The organism is Nocardioides sp. SYSU D00065 (assembly GCF_017916425.1).
In the GTDB taxonomy this organism is placed as follows: Bacteria; Actinomycetota; Actinomycetes; order Propionibacteriales; family Nocardioidaceae; genus Nocardioides.
Window position 1 is genome coordinate 129,097 of the sequence record NZ_JAFMSX010000003.1, and the last position, 14,889, is coordinate 143,985.

Genomic DNA, 14,889 nt, shown 5'->3' on the forward strand with positions numbered 1-14,889 from the left:
CCCGCCGACGTAGCCTGACCCGGTCCGCCCGCGCCCGTCGAAAGATCCCTCCGTGCCACCCACCCGCCTCACCGTCACCTCCACCGAGGACGTCACCCCGGCGATGCGCCGCGTGTGGTTCCGCTCCGAGGACCTCTCCGCCTTCGCGGGCAGCGAGGACACCGACCGCTACGTGAAGCTGGTCTTCCCGCGACCGGGCGTGGAGCTGCCGGAGGGCCTCAGCCCGCGGGAGCTGCGGGATGTCGTGGCGCCGGAGGACCTCCCTGTCGTGCGGACCTACACCGCGCTGTTCCCCGACGTCGCGTCGGGCACGCTCGCCATCGACTTCGTCGTCCACGGTGACAGTGGCGTGGCTGGCCCCTGGGCCCGGCGCGCGCGGCCCGGCGACGTGATCGAGGCCAACGGGCCCGGCGGCGGCTACCGGCCCGACCCGACCGCTGACGTGCACCTCCTCGTCGGGGACGAGTCAGCCGTACCGGCCATCACCGCCGCGCTCGCCGCGCTGCCGGCCGACGCGGTCGGCCACGCCCTGGTGCTGGTGGACTCCCCGGCCCACGAGCCGCCCCTCACCGCCCTCGAGGGCGTCACGGTGCGATTCCTCCACCGCAGCGCCGGCGACCGGCTCGCCGACGCCGTACGCGCGTGGCCGTGGCCCGAGGGCCGGGTCCAGGCCTTCGTGCACGGCGAGGCGCAGGAGGTCATGCACCGGGTGCGCCCGTACCTGCTCAAGGAGCGCGGCATCCCGCGCGCCGACGCCTCGATCTCCGGCTACTGGCGCCAGGGCCGCACCGAGGAGGGCTTCCGCGAGTGGAAGTCCGAGCTCGCCGCCCGCGAGGAGCAGTCCTGAGGCGACCGGACCGCCCGCCGCCGCGTTGTCGGCGGCTGGGACAATCGAGTCCGTGACCGCCCCCCGCCGACCCGGCCTGCTGACCGACCTCGGCGCCGCGGCGCTGGCGCTGGTCCTGGTGGGCATCGCCGGCTTCCTCGGGAAGTGGCAGTACGACGCCTGGCAGGCGCACCGCGACGCCGAGGCACGCGACCTCACCGGCGTGACGCCGGTCCCGATGACCGACGTGATGGGTAGCGACGACCCCTTCCCCGCGCCCGACCTGGGCCGGCCGGTCGAGGTGAGCGGCGAGTGGCTCGAGGGCGGCTTCTGGGTCGCCGACCGCACGCTGCAGGGCGAGCCCGGCTACTGGGCCGTGGCCCCACTCCGCACCGGAGACGCCGCCGTGCTCGTCGTACGCGGCTGGGCCCCCGATCCGGACGCCGCACTGCTCGCCGCGACGGGCGAGGCCGACGTCACCGGGTGGCTGCAGGCCCCCGAGGGCAGCATGGTCACCGACGACGACGCGAGCGACGACGTCTTCCCCGAGATCCGGGTCGCCGACGCGGTGCAGCGCGTCGACGTCGACCTCTACTCCGCCTACCTCGTCAGCCAGGAGCCCGCCGAGGGCCTGCACGCCGCCGAGCTCGAGGCGCTGCCGGAGCCCAGCCGGTTCACCGGGATCCGCAACCTTCTCTACGCCTTCGAGTGGTGGGTCTTCGGCGCCTTCGCGGCGTTCATCTGGTGGCGCTGGCGCCGGGACGCGACGGCGCCCGAGGGCGCCCTACCGAGCGCCGGATAGGTTGAGCGCCGTGTCCCGCACCCTCACCGCCTACCGCGTCATGGCCACCATCGTCGGGGTACTCCTCGTGGTGCTCTGCCTCATCGGCGTCCCGCTCGCCAACTTCGACGGCTCCCCGATGTGGGAGATCTTCGACAGCACGCCGGCGTGGGTCGCCACCGGCTCCGACGCCCAGCGCGCCGGGGAGCTCATCACGACGTACCTCGGTGTGGCGCACGGGTGGCTCTACATGATCTTCCTGTTCAGCGCGTTCCTGCTCTCGCGGCGCGACGGCTGGGACCTCCCCTTCACCCTGGTGACGCTGGTGTGCGGCACCGTCCCGCTGCTGTCGTTCTGGGCCGAGCACCGCGCCACCAAGCGGGTTCGCGCGGAGCACCCCGAGCTCGCCTGAGCGCCGGACACGACCCCGGAAACGACCCCGGACACGACTCGGGCGGCGCCCCGGCCCGCTCCGTACGTACGGAACGTGGCCGGGACACCGCCCGGGGTGGGTCCTGCTACTGCTTGCGCTGCGGGTCGTCGATGTCGATGACCTCGGCCGGGTCGTCGGGCGTCGTGGCCGGCGCGGGCTCCTCGACGGCGTCGCTGATCGCCTCGCCCGGCGCTCCGCCGCCCACGTCCTGGGTCGCCGGCGGGTCGGCGGTCACCACGTCGGCGGCGGTGACCTCGTCGGGCAGCGGGTCGGTGAGCGGGTCACCGGTCGCGGGAGCCGCGGAGGTGGCGGCCGGCGAGGCCGGAGTCGGCGGCGTCGAGGGCGCGGGCGGGGCCGGCGGGACGTAGGTCGACTGCCAGTTGGCGTCGGCGTCCTGCTTGCTGCGGAGCTTGCTGAACACGACCCCGCCGATCGCCAGGAGCGCACCGACCAGGAAGAACTTCTTGAGCCGGCCCCCCTTCTGCGGCTCCGGCTCCTGACCGCGCAGCTCGGCGACCTTAACGGCGGCGAGCTCACGGCCCACGGCCGCCTTCTCCGCAGCCAGTGCGGCGCCGACGGCCGCCTTCTCCGCGGCCAGGGCGCGGCCCTCGGTCAGCAGCGGCGCCGCCTTCTCGCGCGCCTCCGCGGCCTTGGCTGCAGCGATCGCCGCACCGGCGGCGGCCCGCTCGGCGGCGACCGTGCGACCTTCGGCGATCAGGGGCTGGGCCTTGTCGCGCGCGTCGGCCAGGGCCGGTGCGGCCTTCTCGACGGCCTGCTCCCAGGCCGACTCCAGCTGGGGGATGACGGTGTCCGAGAGCTGCTCGACGTAGTCGTGGGCCCGGTCCACGAGGGACTTCTTGCGGCCGAAAGGCATGCGTGACCTCCTCAGTGAGTGTGCCTCCATCTCACCATGCGCACCCTGAGGCGGCCAGCCCCGTCCGGACGTGCGCGAGACGCCCGCAGTCGCCCGGCGCGCCCTGGCTGGGGTGGCCGTGGGCGCCGCGTGGCAGGATCGAGGCGCACACGAGCAACCACCTGATGCACCTGAGAGGCACACATCCCATGGCGGACACCAAGGCGACCTTCAAGACCAACCGGGGCGACATCGTCGTCAACCTGTTCCCCCACCACGCTCCCGAGACCGTCGACAACTTCGTCGGCCTCGCCGAGGGCACCAAGGAGTACCGCGACGACGCCGGTCGCAGCGGCGAGCGGTACTACGACGGCCTCGGCTTCCACCGCGTGATCGACGGCTTCATGATCCAGGGCGGCTGCCCCCTCGGCACCGGCACCGGCGGTCCGGGCTACACCTTCAAGGACGAGATCCACCCCGAGCTCGTCTTCGACAAGCCCTACCTGCTCGCCATGGCCAACGCCGGTCCCGGCACCAACGGCTCGCAGTTCTTCATCACCGTCGGCGCCACCCCCTGGCTCAACCGCAAGCACACCATCTTCGGTGAGGTGGCCGACCAGTCGAGCCGCGAGGTCGTCGACGCGATCGCCACCACCGCCACCGGCGCCATGGACCGCCCGGTGGAGCCCGTGGTGATCGAGTCGGTCACGATCGAGCGCTGACCGGCTGCCCGCGAGCCTGCCCCACCCGTGCCTTCCACGACCGTGCCTCCCGTGACCGTGGCGACGCTGCTGCGATGACCCAGCCGACCGACGACCCGGCCGCGACCGGGGTGCCCACCTGCTATCGGCACCCCGATCGCGAGACCTGGATCCGCTGCCAGCGCTGCGACCGGCCGATCTGCCCGGACTGCATGCGCGACGCCGCCGTGGGCTTCCAGTGCCCCGAGTGCGTCAAGGAGGCCAACAAGGGCTCCCGGCAGAACCGCGCGCTGTACGGCGGCGAGCGCAGCGCCGACCCCCGGCTGACGACGTACGTCCTGATGGGCATCAGCGCGGTCGTGTGGCTCGCCGTCACCCTCGGCGGGAGCGGGTCCCGGCTGGCGGACCTGCTGTCGCTCACTCCAGGAGGTCGGTGCGAGCTCCTCGACGGCTCGGGGCGCTACTACCCCGGCGTGGTCGAGCAGGCCGCCTGCGCGACGCTGCCGGGCGCCGGCTGGCACGAGGGCGTCGCCAGCGGGGCGTGGTGGCAGATGGTCACCAGCATGTTCACCCACGTCGACCTCTGGCACCTGGCGCTCAACCTGATGGCCATCTACATCCTCGGTCCCGCGCTGGAGGGGATCATGGGGCGGGTCCGGTTCCTGATGGTCTACCTCGTGGGCGGGCTGGCCGGCAGCGTTCTGGTGCTGTGGCTCTCCGACTCGCAAGGGTCGACGCTGGGTGCGTCCGGCGCGCTCTACGCGATCCTCGGCGGCCTGCTGGTGACGTTCCGCAAGGCACGCCTCGACACGCAGTGGCTCATGCAGAACCTTGCCCTCGGCGTCGTCATCACCGTGGTCGGCTGGCGCTACATCTCCTGGCAGGGCCACCTCGGCGGGCTGCTCGGCGGCATGGCAGTGGCCGCGATCATCGCCTACGCACCGAAGAGCCGCCGGTCCGCCGTGCAGTGGGGCGGCGTCGGCCTGGTCACCGCCGTGCTGGTCGGGCTCTCCCTCGTGCGCGTCGGCATGCTCACCTGACGATCACCAGCTCACCGCGAGCTCACCGCCGGCTCCGCCGGCACCTCAGCAGCCCCCGCGACCCGGCGTACGACGTGCTCGTCCGCCGCGGTCCGGGGGCTGTCGTCTACCCACAGGTGTACCCACAGATGTGGACAACTACACCGGTGTAATTCTCCACAGGGGTTTTCCACAGTGTGGAGAACTGCGGCGGGATAGCCCGAAATCGACTCGAGCGGTGAGAGAGACGCCTTCCCTTCCCCAGGAAGGCGCCTCACTCACCGCTCGAGGCGCTCAGTGCCGTGCCGGCCGGTCAACGAGGACCGGCCGAGGGAGAACCTACTCCCACTTGGTCGCAAAGCTGAACCCGACCGCCATGAACGCGATGCCGACGACGAGGTTCCACTGGCCGAGGTCGTTGAGGATCCACAGGCTCGAGAGGTCGTCGGAGAAGACGTAGAACGTGCAGATCCAGATCAGGCCCACGAGGAAGCAGCCGAGCATGCCCACCACGACGCCGCGGCCGCGGCCGAGCGGCGTCGAGGGGTGCGCGGAGACCACCAGGCCGAGCATCAGCAGGCCGAAGCCGATGACGTAGTTCCACCGCTCGAGGTCGGCGACGGCCTTGGGGCTGCCCTTCACCGGCGGGAACGCCAGCGGGTTGCCCCGGGCCTGCGCGTAGTAGAAGACCAGCCAGCCGATGCCGGCCACGATCAGCAGCAGGGCGATCAGGAACCTGACGGAGAAGGTCTTGGTCTTCTCCTCGGTGGTGACCGTCGTGGACTTCGACACTGCTGCTCCTGTGGCTGGGTGGGAGGTTCTGCGGCGCCCGCGGGCGCCGGTGATGGACGGCACAGCGCCCAACGGGGGGTTAGCGTAGTCGCCATGCCGTCCGAGTCCCACGTGCGCCCCGGGCGCCGTCGCGTCTGGCGCGTCGCGACGCCGCTCGTCGTGCTGCTCAGCGGCACGCTGTTCGCGGTGAGCGCGAAGCAGAGCGACGGCATCGACCTGCGCGGCGGCCGGCTGACCGACCTGGCCTCGGTGGTCCGCGCCGAGCGCGACGAGGCCGGGGACCTGACGGCACGGGCCGCCACCCTCAACGCCGAGGTGGAGGCCCTCAGCGCCCAGCTCGGCGACCGGTCGGTGGGCCGCGTCCAGGAGCAGATCGCGACGCTCGAGGACCCGGCGGGGCTCACCGCGAAGACCGGTCCCGCCGTCCAGGTGACCCTCGACGACGCGCCGATGGAGGCGCGGCTGGCCTACGAGGGAGAGCCCAACGACCTCGTCGTCCACCAGCAGGACATCCAGGCCGTCGCCAACGCGATGTGGAACGCCGGCGCGGTGGCGGTGACCATCCAGGGCCAGCGGCTGATCTCCACCACCGGCATCAAGTGCGAGGGCAACCAGGTGACCCTCAACGGACTGCCCTACTCCCCGCCCTACGTGATCGTCGGGATCGGCGACCAGGCCCAGATGGAGGCCGAGCTCACCACCGACCCGATCCTCGCGACCTACCGCGACTACACCGCGATCCCCGGCGGGGGCGTCTCGTGGGACATGACGCCGCTCGAGTCGGCCGTGGCGCCGGCGTACACCGGGCTGCTCGACCTCACCTACGCCACGCCGATGGCGGGGTAGGCCGACCCGACCCACCAGCCCCGGGCCGTCGCGCGGCGCTCAGCGGCGGCGGGGGGCCGGGGGTGTGGTCGGTGAGTCGGTCGGGACGCCGGGTGTCTCGGTCGGGGTCTCCGTCGGCTCCGGGGTCTCGGTCGGCTCCGGGGTCTCGGTCGGCTCCGGCGTCTCCGGCTCCGGGGTCTCCGGCTCCTCGTAGGCCGAGACGAAGATCGTGACCGTGCTGCCCTGGTCGGCGGTGCCGCCGGCCGGGATCTGGTCGACGACCGTGCCCCGGGGCTCGGTCGACGTGGCGTCCGTGCGCACGTCGGGGACGAAGCCTGCCTCGCGGATCGCCCGCTCGGCCTCGCCCTGTCGCAGGCCGCGCACGTCCGGGACCCGCTCGGGACCGTCGGAGTAGACGAGCGTGACCGTGGTGCCCTCGGCGACCGACGTACCCGCCGTGGGGTCGGTGCTGATCACCTGGTTGCGGGGCTCGTCGGAGTCCTCCTCGAGGAAGCGCACCGTGAGGTTCTGCTCGAGCAGCTGCGCGCGTGCCTCCTTGCGGAGCGTGCCCACGACGAACGGCACCTCGACCTCGGGCTTGCCCGAGGACACCACGAGGTTGATCGCGTCGCCCGGGTCGGCGGGCACGTCGCGGGGAGGGTCCTGGCTGATGACCCGGTCCGCCTCGACGGTCTCGGAGGTGTCCCGTCCGACTCGCCCGACGGTGAAGCCGCCGTCGACGATCGCGAGCCGGGCCTCCTCCTCGGTGAGTCCGACGACGTTGGGCACGGCGGTGCGCTGGGGCGCTTCGTCGAAGAGCAGGTCGTTGAGCAACCACGCTCCCAGGCCCAGCAGGCCGACCATCAGGAGCCCGGCGAGGACCCACCAGCCGGCACGCCTGCGCGAGGTGCGGTCCTGTCCGGGCGGCGGGGACGACGCCATCGTGGTGGTCGCATCGGCCGGCGGGGCGGGCGGGACGTACTGCGTCTCGGGGACCGCGACGACGGCGGGCGCCTGGATCGGGTGCCCGGCCAGGTAGCGCTCGATGTCGGCCTTCATCGCCGCGGCGCTCTGGTAGCGGTCCTCGACGCGCTTGGCGAGCGACTTCAGCACGATCGCGTCGATCTCGGGGTCCAGCTCGTCGTCGAGGTCCGACGGCGGCGCCGCGGGCTCGCGGACGTGCTGGTACGCCACCGCGACGGGGCTGTCGCCGACGAACGGCGGTCGGCCGGTGAGGAGCTCGTAGAGCAGGCAGCCCGTCGAGTAGACGTCGGAGCGCGAGTCGACGGTCTCCCCGCGCGCCTGCTCGGGCGAGAGGTACTGCGCGGTGCCCACCACAGCCGCGGTCTGCGTCATCGTGGAGGACGCGTCGGAGATCGCCCGGGCGATGCCGAAGTCCATGACCTTGACGTCGCCGGACGGCGTGAGCATGACGTTGCCCGGCTTGATGTCGCGGTGGATGATCCCGGCGCGGTGGCTGTAGTCGAGGGCCGCCAGCACGCCCGCGGTGATCTCCAGCGCGCGCTCGGGCAGGATCTTGCGGCCCTCGCGCAGGATGTCGCGCAGGGTGCGTCCCTCGACGCACTCCATGACGATGTAGGGCTGGGCGACGCCCGACCCGTCGGTGGCCATCTCCTCGCCGGTGTCGTAGGTGGAGACGATCGCCGGGTGGTTGAGGGACGCCGAGGACTGCGCCTCGCGTCGGAACCTGGCCTGGAAGGTGGCGTCGCTGGCCAGGTCGGTGCGCAGGCGCTTGACGGCGACGGTGCGTCCCAGCCGCAGGTCCTTGCCCTTGCGGACCTCGGCCATGCCACCGCGCCCCAACAGCTCGCCGAGCTCGTAGCGACCGCCGATCAGTGTGGGGTTCGGTTGGGTCATCCTTCGTCCCTCCCTTCCGCGTTGCCGTTGCCGTTGCCGACGCCGTTGCTGTTGCCGAGGCCATTGCCCTGGCCCTGCCCGTTGCCGACGCCGTTGCCCCCGCCGGGCGACTCGGGCACCGCGGTCTCCGTGGGGGTCTCGGTGGGGGTCTCCGTCGGGCTCTCCGTGGGGGTCTCGGTGGGGGTCTCGGTGGGGGTCTCGGTGGGGGTCTCGGTGGGCGTTTCCGTCGGGGTTTCCGTGGGCGTTTCGGTGGGGGTCTCGGTGGGGGTCTCGGTCGGCGTCTCGGCCGGTGACTCCGAGGGAGAGGGGCTCTGCGAGGGCGACTGCTCCGGAGTGTCGGTGCGGCTGCGCCCGGGGTCGGTCGGCTCGTCCACCGGGTCGGCGCCGTCCTGGCTGGCCAGCCACATCGCGGCGGCCACCACCGCGGCGACGGCCAGCAGGCCCAGCAGCAGCGGCCACGGCGTCGTACGTCGCCGCTCGCGCGCCGGCGGGACGTCGGCCACCGGTCCCTCGGGTGCAGCGGCCGCCGCGGCGGCGACCGGTGCGACAGGCACGACCGCGGTGGCCGGCTGCTCGGCGACCGTCGTGGGCACGACCGCTGTCGCGCCACCGTCCACGGACGCGGGCGTCCGCAGCGCCGCAGCGAACGCGGCGCCGTCGGGGAACCGGTCCGCCGGGTCCTTCGACAGCGCCCGGCGTACGACGGCGGCGAGGTCGGCCGGCACCGTGCCGGGCAGCTCGGGCACCGGCTCGCGGAGGTGGGCGATCGCGGTCGCGACCGGGGTGTCGGCGGCGTAGGGCTTGCGGCCGGCCAGGCACTCGAAGGCGACGACGCCCAGGGAGTAGACGTCGGAGGCCGACGTCGCCGCTCGGCCCTCGGCCTGCTCGGGCGAGATGTAGGCGGGTGTGCCGAGGACCTGCCCGGTCTCGGTCAGCGCCACCGCGTCGGCCGCGCGCGCGATCCCGAAGTCGGTCACCTTGATCGCGCGGTCCGGCGTGACGATGAGGTTGCCGGGCTTGACGTCGCGGTGCACGATCCCGGCCGCGTGGGCGGCACCCAGCGCGTCGGCAGCCTGTGCCAGCAGGGCCTGCGCCGCGGCCGGGTCGAGCGGTGCGTCCGGTCGGAGCAGGGCCGAGAGCGGCTGCCCCTCGACGAGCTCCATCACGAGGTAGGGACGCTCGACGGCCGAGCCGTCGGCGGCCGAGCTGCGGCCGTAGTCGAAGACCGACGCGATGCCGGGGTGGTGCAGCGCCGCGGCGTGCCGGGCCTCGGTCTCGAACCGACTGCGGAAGGAGGCGTCGTCGGCGTACTCGGCCTTGAGCACCTTGACCGCGACCGGGCGGTCCAGGACGGTGTCGCGCGCCGCCCACACCTCGCCCATCCCGCCGGTGGCGATGCGCGACTCGAGGAGGTAGCGCCCGTCGTTGTCGACGTGGCCACCCGGCGTCAGCGCGGTCACTGGTTGATCACCGCCTCCATGATCGCCTTGGCGATCGGGCCGCCCAGGAGACCGCCCGCGATCTCCTCGCGCGCGGTGTCGCTGGACTGGACGAGCACGGCGACGGCGACCTGCGGGTCGTCGGCCGGCGCGAAGGACACGAACCAGGCGTAGGGCGGCTGGTCGGCGGTGGACTGCGCGGTGCCGGTCTTGCCGGCGACCTCGACGCCCGGGATCTGCGCCGGGGTCGCGGTGCCCGATTCGACCGTGGCCACCAGCATCTTGGTCAGCTCCTCGGCCGTCGAGCTCGACATCGCCTTGCTGATGCTCTGCGGGTCGGTGCGGTCGAGCACCGAGAGGTTCGGAGCGCGGACCTCGTCGACGACGTAGGGGCGCATGACGTCGCCGTCGTTGGCGATCGCCGCGGCCACCATCGCCATCTGCAGCGGGGAAGCGGTCACGCTCGCCTGGCCGATGCCGGACATCGCCGTCTGCGGCGGGTCCATGTCGCGCGGGTAGAGCGACTTCGCCTGGCCGCCGAGGTCCTCCAGCGAGGTGTCGTTGAAGCCGAACGCCTCGGCCTGCTCGGCCATCGCCTCGACGCCGAGCTCGTTGGCCAGGCTGAGGAAGGTGACGTTGCAGGAGACCTGCATCGCCTGGGTCATGGTGATGCGGCGTCCGCCGCAGTCGCCGCCGTCGTGGTTGGGGATGGAGACCGAGGACTGCGGCAGCCGGAACCGGAAGCCGCCGGGCACCATCGAGTCGGCGTCGTAGTCGCCCGACTCGATCGCGGCCGCGGCGGTGACCAGCTTGAACGTCGACCCCGGCGGGAGCGTCGTACCGATCGCGCGGTTGATCAGCGGCTCGCGGGGGTCGTTGTTGAGGCGCTTGCCGAGCTCGTCGACCGCCTCGAAGTCGTGGGAGGCGAAGCCGTTGGGGTCGAACGTCGGGGTGGACGCCATCGCGAGCACCCGCCCGGTCGTGGGCTCGAGCGCGACCACCGCGCCCTGGGCGTCGCCGGACAGGTTCTCCAAGCCGGTCCAGGCGGCGTCCTGGGCGGCCGCGTCCACGGTCAGCTGCACGTTGCCGCCCTTGGGGTCGCTGTTGCTGAGCATGTCGACCAGGCGGGTGACGAAGAGCCGGGAGTCGTCGCCGGCCAGGACGGCGTTCTGCGAGCGTTCCACCCCGGTCTGGCTGAAGCGGGAGAAGTAGCCGGTGATCGGGGCGTACTTGAACGGCTCGGAGTACGTGCGCTGGTACTTGTAGCGGTCGTCCGACGGCACGCTGCGCGCGACCGCGTCGTTGCCGACCAGGATCGCCCCGCGCTCGCGGGAGTACGCGGCGGTGATGACCCGGTTGTTGCGCGGGTCGTCGGACAGGTCGTCGGCGCGGACGTACATGAGGTAGGTCGCGTTGACCAGGAGCGCCATGAACAGCACCAGGCAGAAGACCGAGACGACGCGGATGGGCTTGTTCATCGCAGCTTCACCACCTGGGTGTGCTCGTCGTCGGCGGCCGAGTCGTCGACCGGGTCCAGCCGCGGGGCGGGTCGGCGGGCCTGGTCGGAGATGCGCAGCAGCAGCGCCACCACCACCCAGTTGGCCACCAGCGAGGACCCGCCGTAGGAGAGGAACGGGGTGGTAAGGCCGGTCAGCGGGATCAGGCCGGTGACGCCGCCGATGACCACGAAGACCTGCAGGGCGATGATCGCGGCGAGACCCACCGCCATCAGCTTGCCGAAGCCGTCGCGCGAGATCAGCGCGATGCGCAGGGCGCGCTCCACGATCAGGCCGTAGCAGAGCACGATCGCCATGACCGCGGTCAGGCCGAGCTCCTCGCCGATGGTGGACAGGATGAAGTCGGAGTACGCGAACGGCACCCGCTCGGGGAAGCCGTTGCCGAGCCCGCGCCCGATCAGCCCGCCCCAGCCCATGCCGAACAGCGCCTCCACCAGCTGCCCGCTGCCCGGCGACTCGTAGTAGTAGTCCATCGGGTGCAGCCAGAAGTCGAAGCGGTTGCGCACGTTGTCGACGAACGTGTACGCCGCCAATGCGCCGGCCGCGAACAGCAGCCCGCCGACGACCAGCCAGCCGGCCCGCTCGGTGGCGACGTAGAGCATGACCAGGAACAGCCCGAAGAACAGCAGCGAGGAGCCCAGGTCGTTCTGGGCGACCAGGATCATCATCGACACCCCGAACATCGCCAGGATCGGGCCGAGGTCGCGACCGCGCGGCAGGTCGATGAACACCACCCGCCGGCCGGCGAGGGCCAGGGCGTCGCGGTGAAGCACGAGGTAGCCGGCGAAGGCGATCACCAGGAGCACCTTGGCGACCTCGCCGGGCTGGAAGCTGAAGCCGGCGACGTTGATCCAGATCCGGGCGCCGTTGATCTTGCCGCCGATGATCGGCAGGAACGGCAGGATCAGCAGCAGGATGCCTGCCAGCCCGGAGGTGTAGGTGAAGCGCTGCAGCGAGCGGTGGTCGCGCAGCAGGAAGAGCGTCCCGACGAACAGGATGACCCCGAGGGTCATCCAGGTGAGCTGCTGTCGCGCGAAGGTGTGCTGGTCGAGTCCGTTGGCCTCGTAGGTGAGGTCGAGGCGGCGAAGCACCGCCAGCCCGAGGCCGTTGAGCGCCGCGACGAGCGGCAGCAGCACCGGGTCGGCGTACGGCGCGACGATGCGCACCGCGACGTGGGCGGCGACGATGAGCGCGGTCAGCCAGCCGCCGTAGCCGGCCAGGTCGGCCGGCACCTCGCCCTCGAGGCCGAGGCCGACGGCGGCATAGGCGCCGATGCCGACCGCGAGGGCGAGCACGAGCAGCCACAGCTCCGCGCCCCGGCGCCGCCGGTGCACGAAGCCCATCAGGGTCCCGGTCTGGCTCATCGCGGTCCGTCCGTGGCTCTCACTCGAGGTCCTGGCTCGCCGCGTAGTTGTCGACGGTCAGCCGGGCGTCGTCCAGGTCGTCGGTCTGGATGCCCTCGCGGACCTGCTCGGCCTCGATGTCGCTGAGCCGGTCGAGCTCCACGTCGGTGATCTCGTAGACGTGGGACAGGGAGATACCGGGCACGTCGGCGTCGACGCCGCGGAAGATCGCGACCCGGCCGTCCTGCTCGGCGACGTAGAACTGCTGCTGGCTCCACGACCACCCGGCCGCCAGCACGACCCAGGCGAGCCCGACGAGGACCGCGGCGAGCAGGAGTCGGCGCAGCCACGCGTAGCGGGTCGGGGCGAGAGGTGCGTAGCGTGCGGTCTCGGGGTCGATCGGGTCGGCGACGTAGGCGCCGGGCGGGACGTCCGCCGGCACCGGCGGGATCTCCCCGGTGTCGCCCTGACGGTGGCCGCGGAAGAGCCCGCCGACGGCACCGCCCAGCGGCATCCGTCGCGGGAGGTCGGCCGCGGCGCCCACGAGCAAGGGGGTCAGGTCCTCCGGCGGCGCCTCCTCGGCGACGTCGGCGACGATGCAGGTGACGTTGTCGGTGCTGCCCGCCTCGAGGCTGGCGCGCACCATCTCGACCGCGGCGTAGTCCGGCGTGCCCTGCGACAGGATCTCGGCGATCCGCTCCGGGCCGAGGGTGCCGCACGCCCCGTCGCTGCAGATGAAGATGCGATCGCCGGCCTCGGCCGGGAGCTCGAAGAGGTCGGGCTCCTCGTGGCGGATGCCGTCGAGCGCCTTGAGGATGAGGTTGCGGTGCGGGTGGGTCCGCGACTGCTCCTCGGTGATGCGGCCCTCGTCGATGAGGGACTGCACGAAGGTGTGGTCGTGGGTGAGCTGGCGCAGCTCCCCGCGCCGGTAGAGGTAGGCGCGGCTGTCGCCGATGTGGCCGAAGCCGAAGCGGGCGCCGTCGAACAGGGCGACCGTCGCGGTGGTCGACGTGCCGTTGAGCGCGGGGTCCTCCTCGACCAGCTCGGCGATGCGGTCGTCGGCGCGGTGCACCGCGCCCGCCACCTGGCCGAGCAGGTCCTCGTCGGGCTGCTGGTCGAGCTTGCGCAGCGCCTGCACCGCGGTGCTCGACGCCAGGTCCCCGCGTACGGCACCGCCGACGCCGTCGCACACCGTCAGCAGCCAGGGGCCGGCGTAGCCGCTGTCCTGGTTCTCCCGGCGTACGCGTCCCACGTCGGAGATCGCGGAGTAGTGGAGGTGCATCACTTGCGCAGCTCCAGGATGGTCTTGCCGACCCGGACCTGGACGCCCACGGCGATCGTGGTGGGCTGGGTGATGCGGACCGAGCCGACGTAGGTGCCGTTGGTCGAGCCGAGGTCCTCCACGAACCACTCGTCACCGCTCGCGGCGACGCGGGCGTGGCGGGTGGAGACGTAGTCGTCGTCGAGCTTGATGGCGGCGTCGCTGCCGCGACCGATCAGGAGCGGAGCGTCGGCGAGCTCCGCACGCGTGCCGGCGTTGTCGCCCTCGACCACCAGCAGGTGGGTGGGCGCGCCGCGCCGCGGCCTGCGGGGCTTGCGCTCGGACTGCTTGGCGGCGGCCCCGCGCGCGGCCTCGGGCACCCGCGCACCGAACATGTCGGAGCGGATCACCGAGATCGCCGACAGCACGAAGATCCACAGGATGGCGAGGAACGCCATGCGGATCAGGAAAAGGGTCAGCTCAGACATTCCAGCCCCCGGCTCCGTCGCGTCCGCTCTCGATGCGGACGGTCATGTCGGTGTGACCGATGCGGATCGTGGAGCCGTCGCGCAGCCGCGCCCGGCCGACCTTCGCGCCGTCGACCAGGATGCCGTTGGTCGAGCCGAGGTCGACGGCCTCGACGCCGTCGATGCCGACCTCCAGCTCGAGGTGGCGCCGGCTCACGCCCGGGTCGTTGATGCGCAGGTCCGCCTCGGTGCCGCGCCCGATGACCAGGCCCGGGGGGCGCAGCGGGTGGCGCGTGCCGTTGACCTCGAGCGTGGCGTGGGACGCGCGCGTACGCGTGCGGTGGTCGTTGTCGGTCACGCTGGCCTGCGCCTTGCTGCGGATCCGGAAGCGACCGGTGGTCAGGTCGTCGGCCAGCTCGAAGGCCAACGAGATCGGACCCGTGAAGACGTAGCCCTGCGCGTCGGCGTGGTCCTGGAGCTGGTCGACCAGGTCCTGCTCGAGCGCGCGACCGAGGCCGACGATGCGCTCGAGGTCGGTGGCCGACAGCTCGACGTGGAAGTCGTTGGGCACCAGGCGGCGCTGCCGGCTGAGCACCTGGGCGTTGTTGTCGCACTCGCGCTGCAGGGCCGCCGCGATCTCGACCGGCTGCACGGCGCTGCGGAAGGCGCGGGCGAAGACACCGGAGATCACCGTCTCCAGCTTCTGCTCGAAGCGTTGCAGGGGGTTGTCCACCAGGCCTCCTCTCCTCGCGCT

Annotated in this window: 15 protein-coding genes; 6 read left to right on the top strand and 9 right to left on the bottom strand. The window is 72.5% G+C overall.

Features of this window, described 5'->3' with window-relative positions; all coding sequences use genetic code 11:
* The first annotated feature begins 52 nt into the window (after window positions 1-52).
* The 3 genes from J3P41_RS14100 to J3P41_RS14110 are packed head-to-tail and all read left to right on the top strand — an operon-like array spanning window position 53 to window position 2,019.
* The gene (locus J3P41_RS14100) at window positions 53-847 is read left to right on the top strand and encodes a siderophore-interacting protein (RefSeq protein WP_307861999.1); all 795 of its coding nucleotides are present in this window, start codon (window positions 53-55) and stop codon (window positions 845-847) included.
* Between the two features lie 52 nt (window positions 848-899).
* Window positions 900-1,628 (top strand): SURF1 family protein, encoded by a 729-nt coding sequence (locus tag J3P41_RS14105; RefSeq protein ID WP_210651002.1) that lies wholly within the window; start codon window positions 900-902, stop codon window positions 1,626-1,628.
* A 10-nt stretch (window positions 1,629-1,638) separates the two neighbouring features.
* Window positions 1,639-2,019, top strand: a complete 381-nt coding sequence (locus J3P41_RS14110; RefSeq protein WP_210651003.1) for a DUF3817 domain-containing protein — start codon at window positions 1,639-1,641, stop codon at window positions 2,017-2,019.
* Window positions 2,020-2,125: 106 nt separating this feature from the next.
* Here J3P41_RS14110 and J3P41_RS14115 read toward each other — a convergent pair whose 3' ends face one another.
* Window positions 2,126-2,914 carry a hypothetical protein gene (locus J3P41_RS14115; RefSeq protein ID WP_210651004.1) on the bottom strand — a complete coding sequence of 263 codons (789 nt, stop codon included), beginning with the start codon at window positions 2,912-2,914 and terminating at the stop codon, window positions 2,126-2,128.
* A 188-nt stretch (window positions 2,915-3,102) separates the two neighbouring features.
* Here J3P41_RS14115 and J3P41_RS14120 point away from each other — a divergent pair, with 188 nt between their 5' ends.
* Window positions 3,103-3,615 (top strand): peptidylprolyl isomerase, encoded by a 513-nt coding sequence (locus J3P41_RS14120; protein ID WP_210651005.1) that lies wholly within the window; start codon window positions 3,103-3,105, stop codon window positions 3,613-3,615.
* 74 nt (window positions 3,616-3,689) lie between these two features.
* Entirely contained in the window at window positions 3,690-4,634 is a 945-nt protein-coding gene (locus J3P41_RS14125) for a rhomboid family intramembrane serine protease (protein ID WP_210651006.1), read from the top strand.
* Between the two features lie 318 nt (window positions 4,635-4,952).
* On the opposite strand, the gene J3P41_RS14130 is transcribed toward J3P41_RS14125, so the two are convergent.
* Window positions 4,953-5,516 carry a cell division protein CrgA gene (locus J3P41_RS14130; protein ID WP_307862000.1) on the bottom strand — a complete coding sequence of 188 codons (564 nt, stop codon included), beginning with the start codon at window positions 5,514-5,516 and terminating at the stop codon, window positions 4,953-4,955.
* On the opposite strand from J3P41_RS14130, the gene J3P41_RS14135 reads away from it, so the two are divergent.
* Complete coding sequence (locus J3P41_RS14135) at window positions 5,499-6,251, top strand: DUF881 domain-containing protein (protein ID WP_210651008.1); 753 nt, start codon at window positions 5,499-5,501, stop codon at window positions 6,249-6,251. The two genes, J3P41_RS14130 and J3P41_RS14135, sit on opposite strands and share 18 nt — an antisense overlap.
* A gap of 39 nt (window positions 6,252-6,290) precedes the next feature.
* On the opposite strand, the gene pknB is transcribed toward J3P41_RS14135, so the two are convergent.
* The 7 genes from pknB to J3P41_RS14170 are packed head-to-tail and all read right to left on the bottom strand — an operon-like array spanning window position 6,291 to window position 14,868.
* Window positions 6,291-8,108: a Stk1 family PASTA domain-containing Ser/Thr kinase gene (gene pknB, locus J3P41_RS14140; protein WP_210651009.1), complete on the bottom strand. Its 1,818-nt coding sequence runs from the start codon at window positions 8,106-8,108 to the stop codon at window positions 6,291-6,293.
* Window positions 8,105-9,568, bottom strand: coding sequence for a serine/threonine-protein kinase (locus J3P41_RS14145; RefSeq protein ID WP_210651010.1), 1,464 nt, complete (start codon window positions 9,566-9,568; stop codon window positions 8,105-8,107). Before J3P41_RS14145 ends, pknB begins: the two co-directional genes overlap by 4 nt.
* Window positions 9,565-11,025, bottom strand: coding sequence for a penicillin-binding protein 2 (locus tag J3P41_RS14150; RefSeq protein ID WP_210651011.1), 1,461 nt, complete (start codon window positions 11,023-11,025; stop codon window positions 9,565-9,567). The genes J3P41_RS14145 and J3P41_RS14150 overlap by 4 nt, the downstream gene beginning before the upstream one ends.
* Window positions 11,022-12,428, bottom strand: a complete 1,407-nt coding sequence (locus tag J3P41_RS14155; protein ID WP_210651012.1) for an FtsW/RodA/SpoVE family cell cycle protein — start codon at window positions 12,426-12,428, stop codon at window positions 11,022-11,024. Before J3P41_RS14155 ends, J3P41_RS14150 begins: the two co-directional genes overlap by 4 nt.
* A gap of 19 nt (window positions 12,429-12,447) precedes the next feature.
* Window positions 12,448-13,689 (bottom strand): PP2C family serine/threonine-protein phosphatase, encoded by a 1,242-nt coding sequence (locus J3P41_RS14160; RefSeq protein ID WP_210651013.1) that lies wholly within the window; start codon window positions 13,687-13,689, stop codon window positions 12,448-12,450.
* Window positions 13,689-14,156 (bottom strand): FHA domain-containing protein, encoded by a 468-nt coding sequence (locus J3P41_RS14165; protein ID WP_210651014.1) that lies wholly within the window; start codon window positions 14,154-14,156, stop codon window positions 13,689-13,691. Before J3P41_RS14165 ends, J3P41_RS14160 begins: the two co-directional genes overlap by 1 nt.
* Window positions 14,149-14,868: a DUF3662 and FHA domain-containing protein gene (locus J3P41_RS14170; RefSeq protein WP_210651015.1), complete on the bottom strand. Its 720-nt coding sequence runs from the start codon at window positions 14,866-14,868 to the stop codon at window positions 14,149-14,151. Before J3P41_RS14170 ends, J3P41_RS14165 begins: the two co-directional genes overlap by 8 nt.
* Between the last annotated feature and the right edge of the window lie 21 nt (window positions 14,869-14,889).

What these genes read in the sequence shown, in the direction of transcription:
- J3P41_RS14160 (WP_210651013.1), bottom strand. Translation starts at nt 13,689, where the DNA reads ATGCACCTCCACTACTCCGCGATCTCCGACGTGGGACGCGTACGCCGG.
- J3P41_RS14120 (WP_210651005.1), top strand. Translation starts at nt 3,103, where the DNA reads ATGGCGGACACCAAGGCGACCTTCAAGACCAACCGGGGCGACATCGTC.
- J3P41_RS14150 (WP_210651011.1), bottom strand. Translation starts at nt 11,025, where the DNA reads ATGAACAAGCCCATCCGCGTCGTCTCGGTCTTCTGCCTGGTGCTGTTC.
- J3P41_RS14155 (WP_210651012.1), bottom strand. Translation starts at nt 12,428, where the DNA reads ATGAGCCAGACCGGGACCCTGATGGGCTTCGTGCACCGGCGGCGCCGG.
- J3P41_RS14165 (WP_210651014.1), bottom strand. Translation starts at nt 14,156, where the DNA reads ATGTCTGAGCTGACCCTTTTCCTGATCCGCATGGCGTTCCTCGCCATC.
- J3P41_RS14135 (WP_210651008.1), top strand. Translation starts at nt 5,499, where the DNA reads ATGCCGTCCGAGTCCCACGTGCGCCCCGGGCGCCGTCGCGTCTGGCGC.
- J3P41_RS14125 (WP_210651006.1), top strand. Translation starts at nt 3,690, where the DNA reads ATGACCCAGCCGACCGACGACCCGGCCGCGACCGGGGTGCCCACCTGC.
- pknB (WP_210651009.1), bottom strand. Translation starts at nt 8,108, where the DNA reads ATGACCCAACCGAACCCCACACTGATCGGCGGTCGCTACGAGCTCGGC.
- J3P41_RS14115 (WP_210651004.1), bottom strand. Translation starts at nt 2,914, where the DNA reads ATGCCTTTCGGCCGCAAGAAGTCCCTCGTGGACCGGGCCCACGACTAC.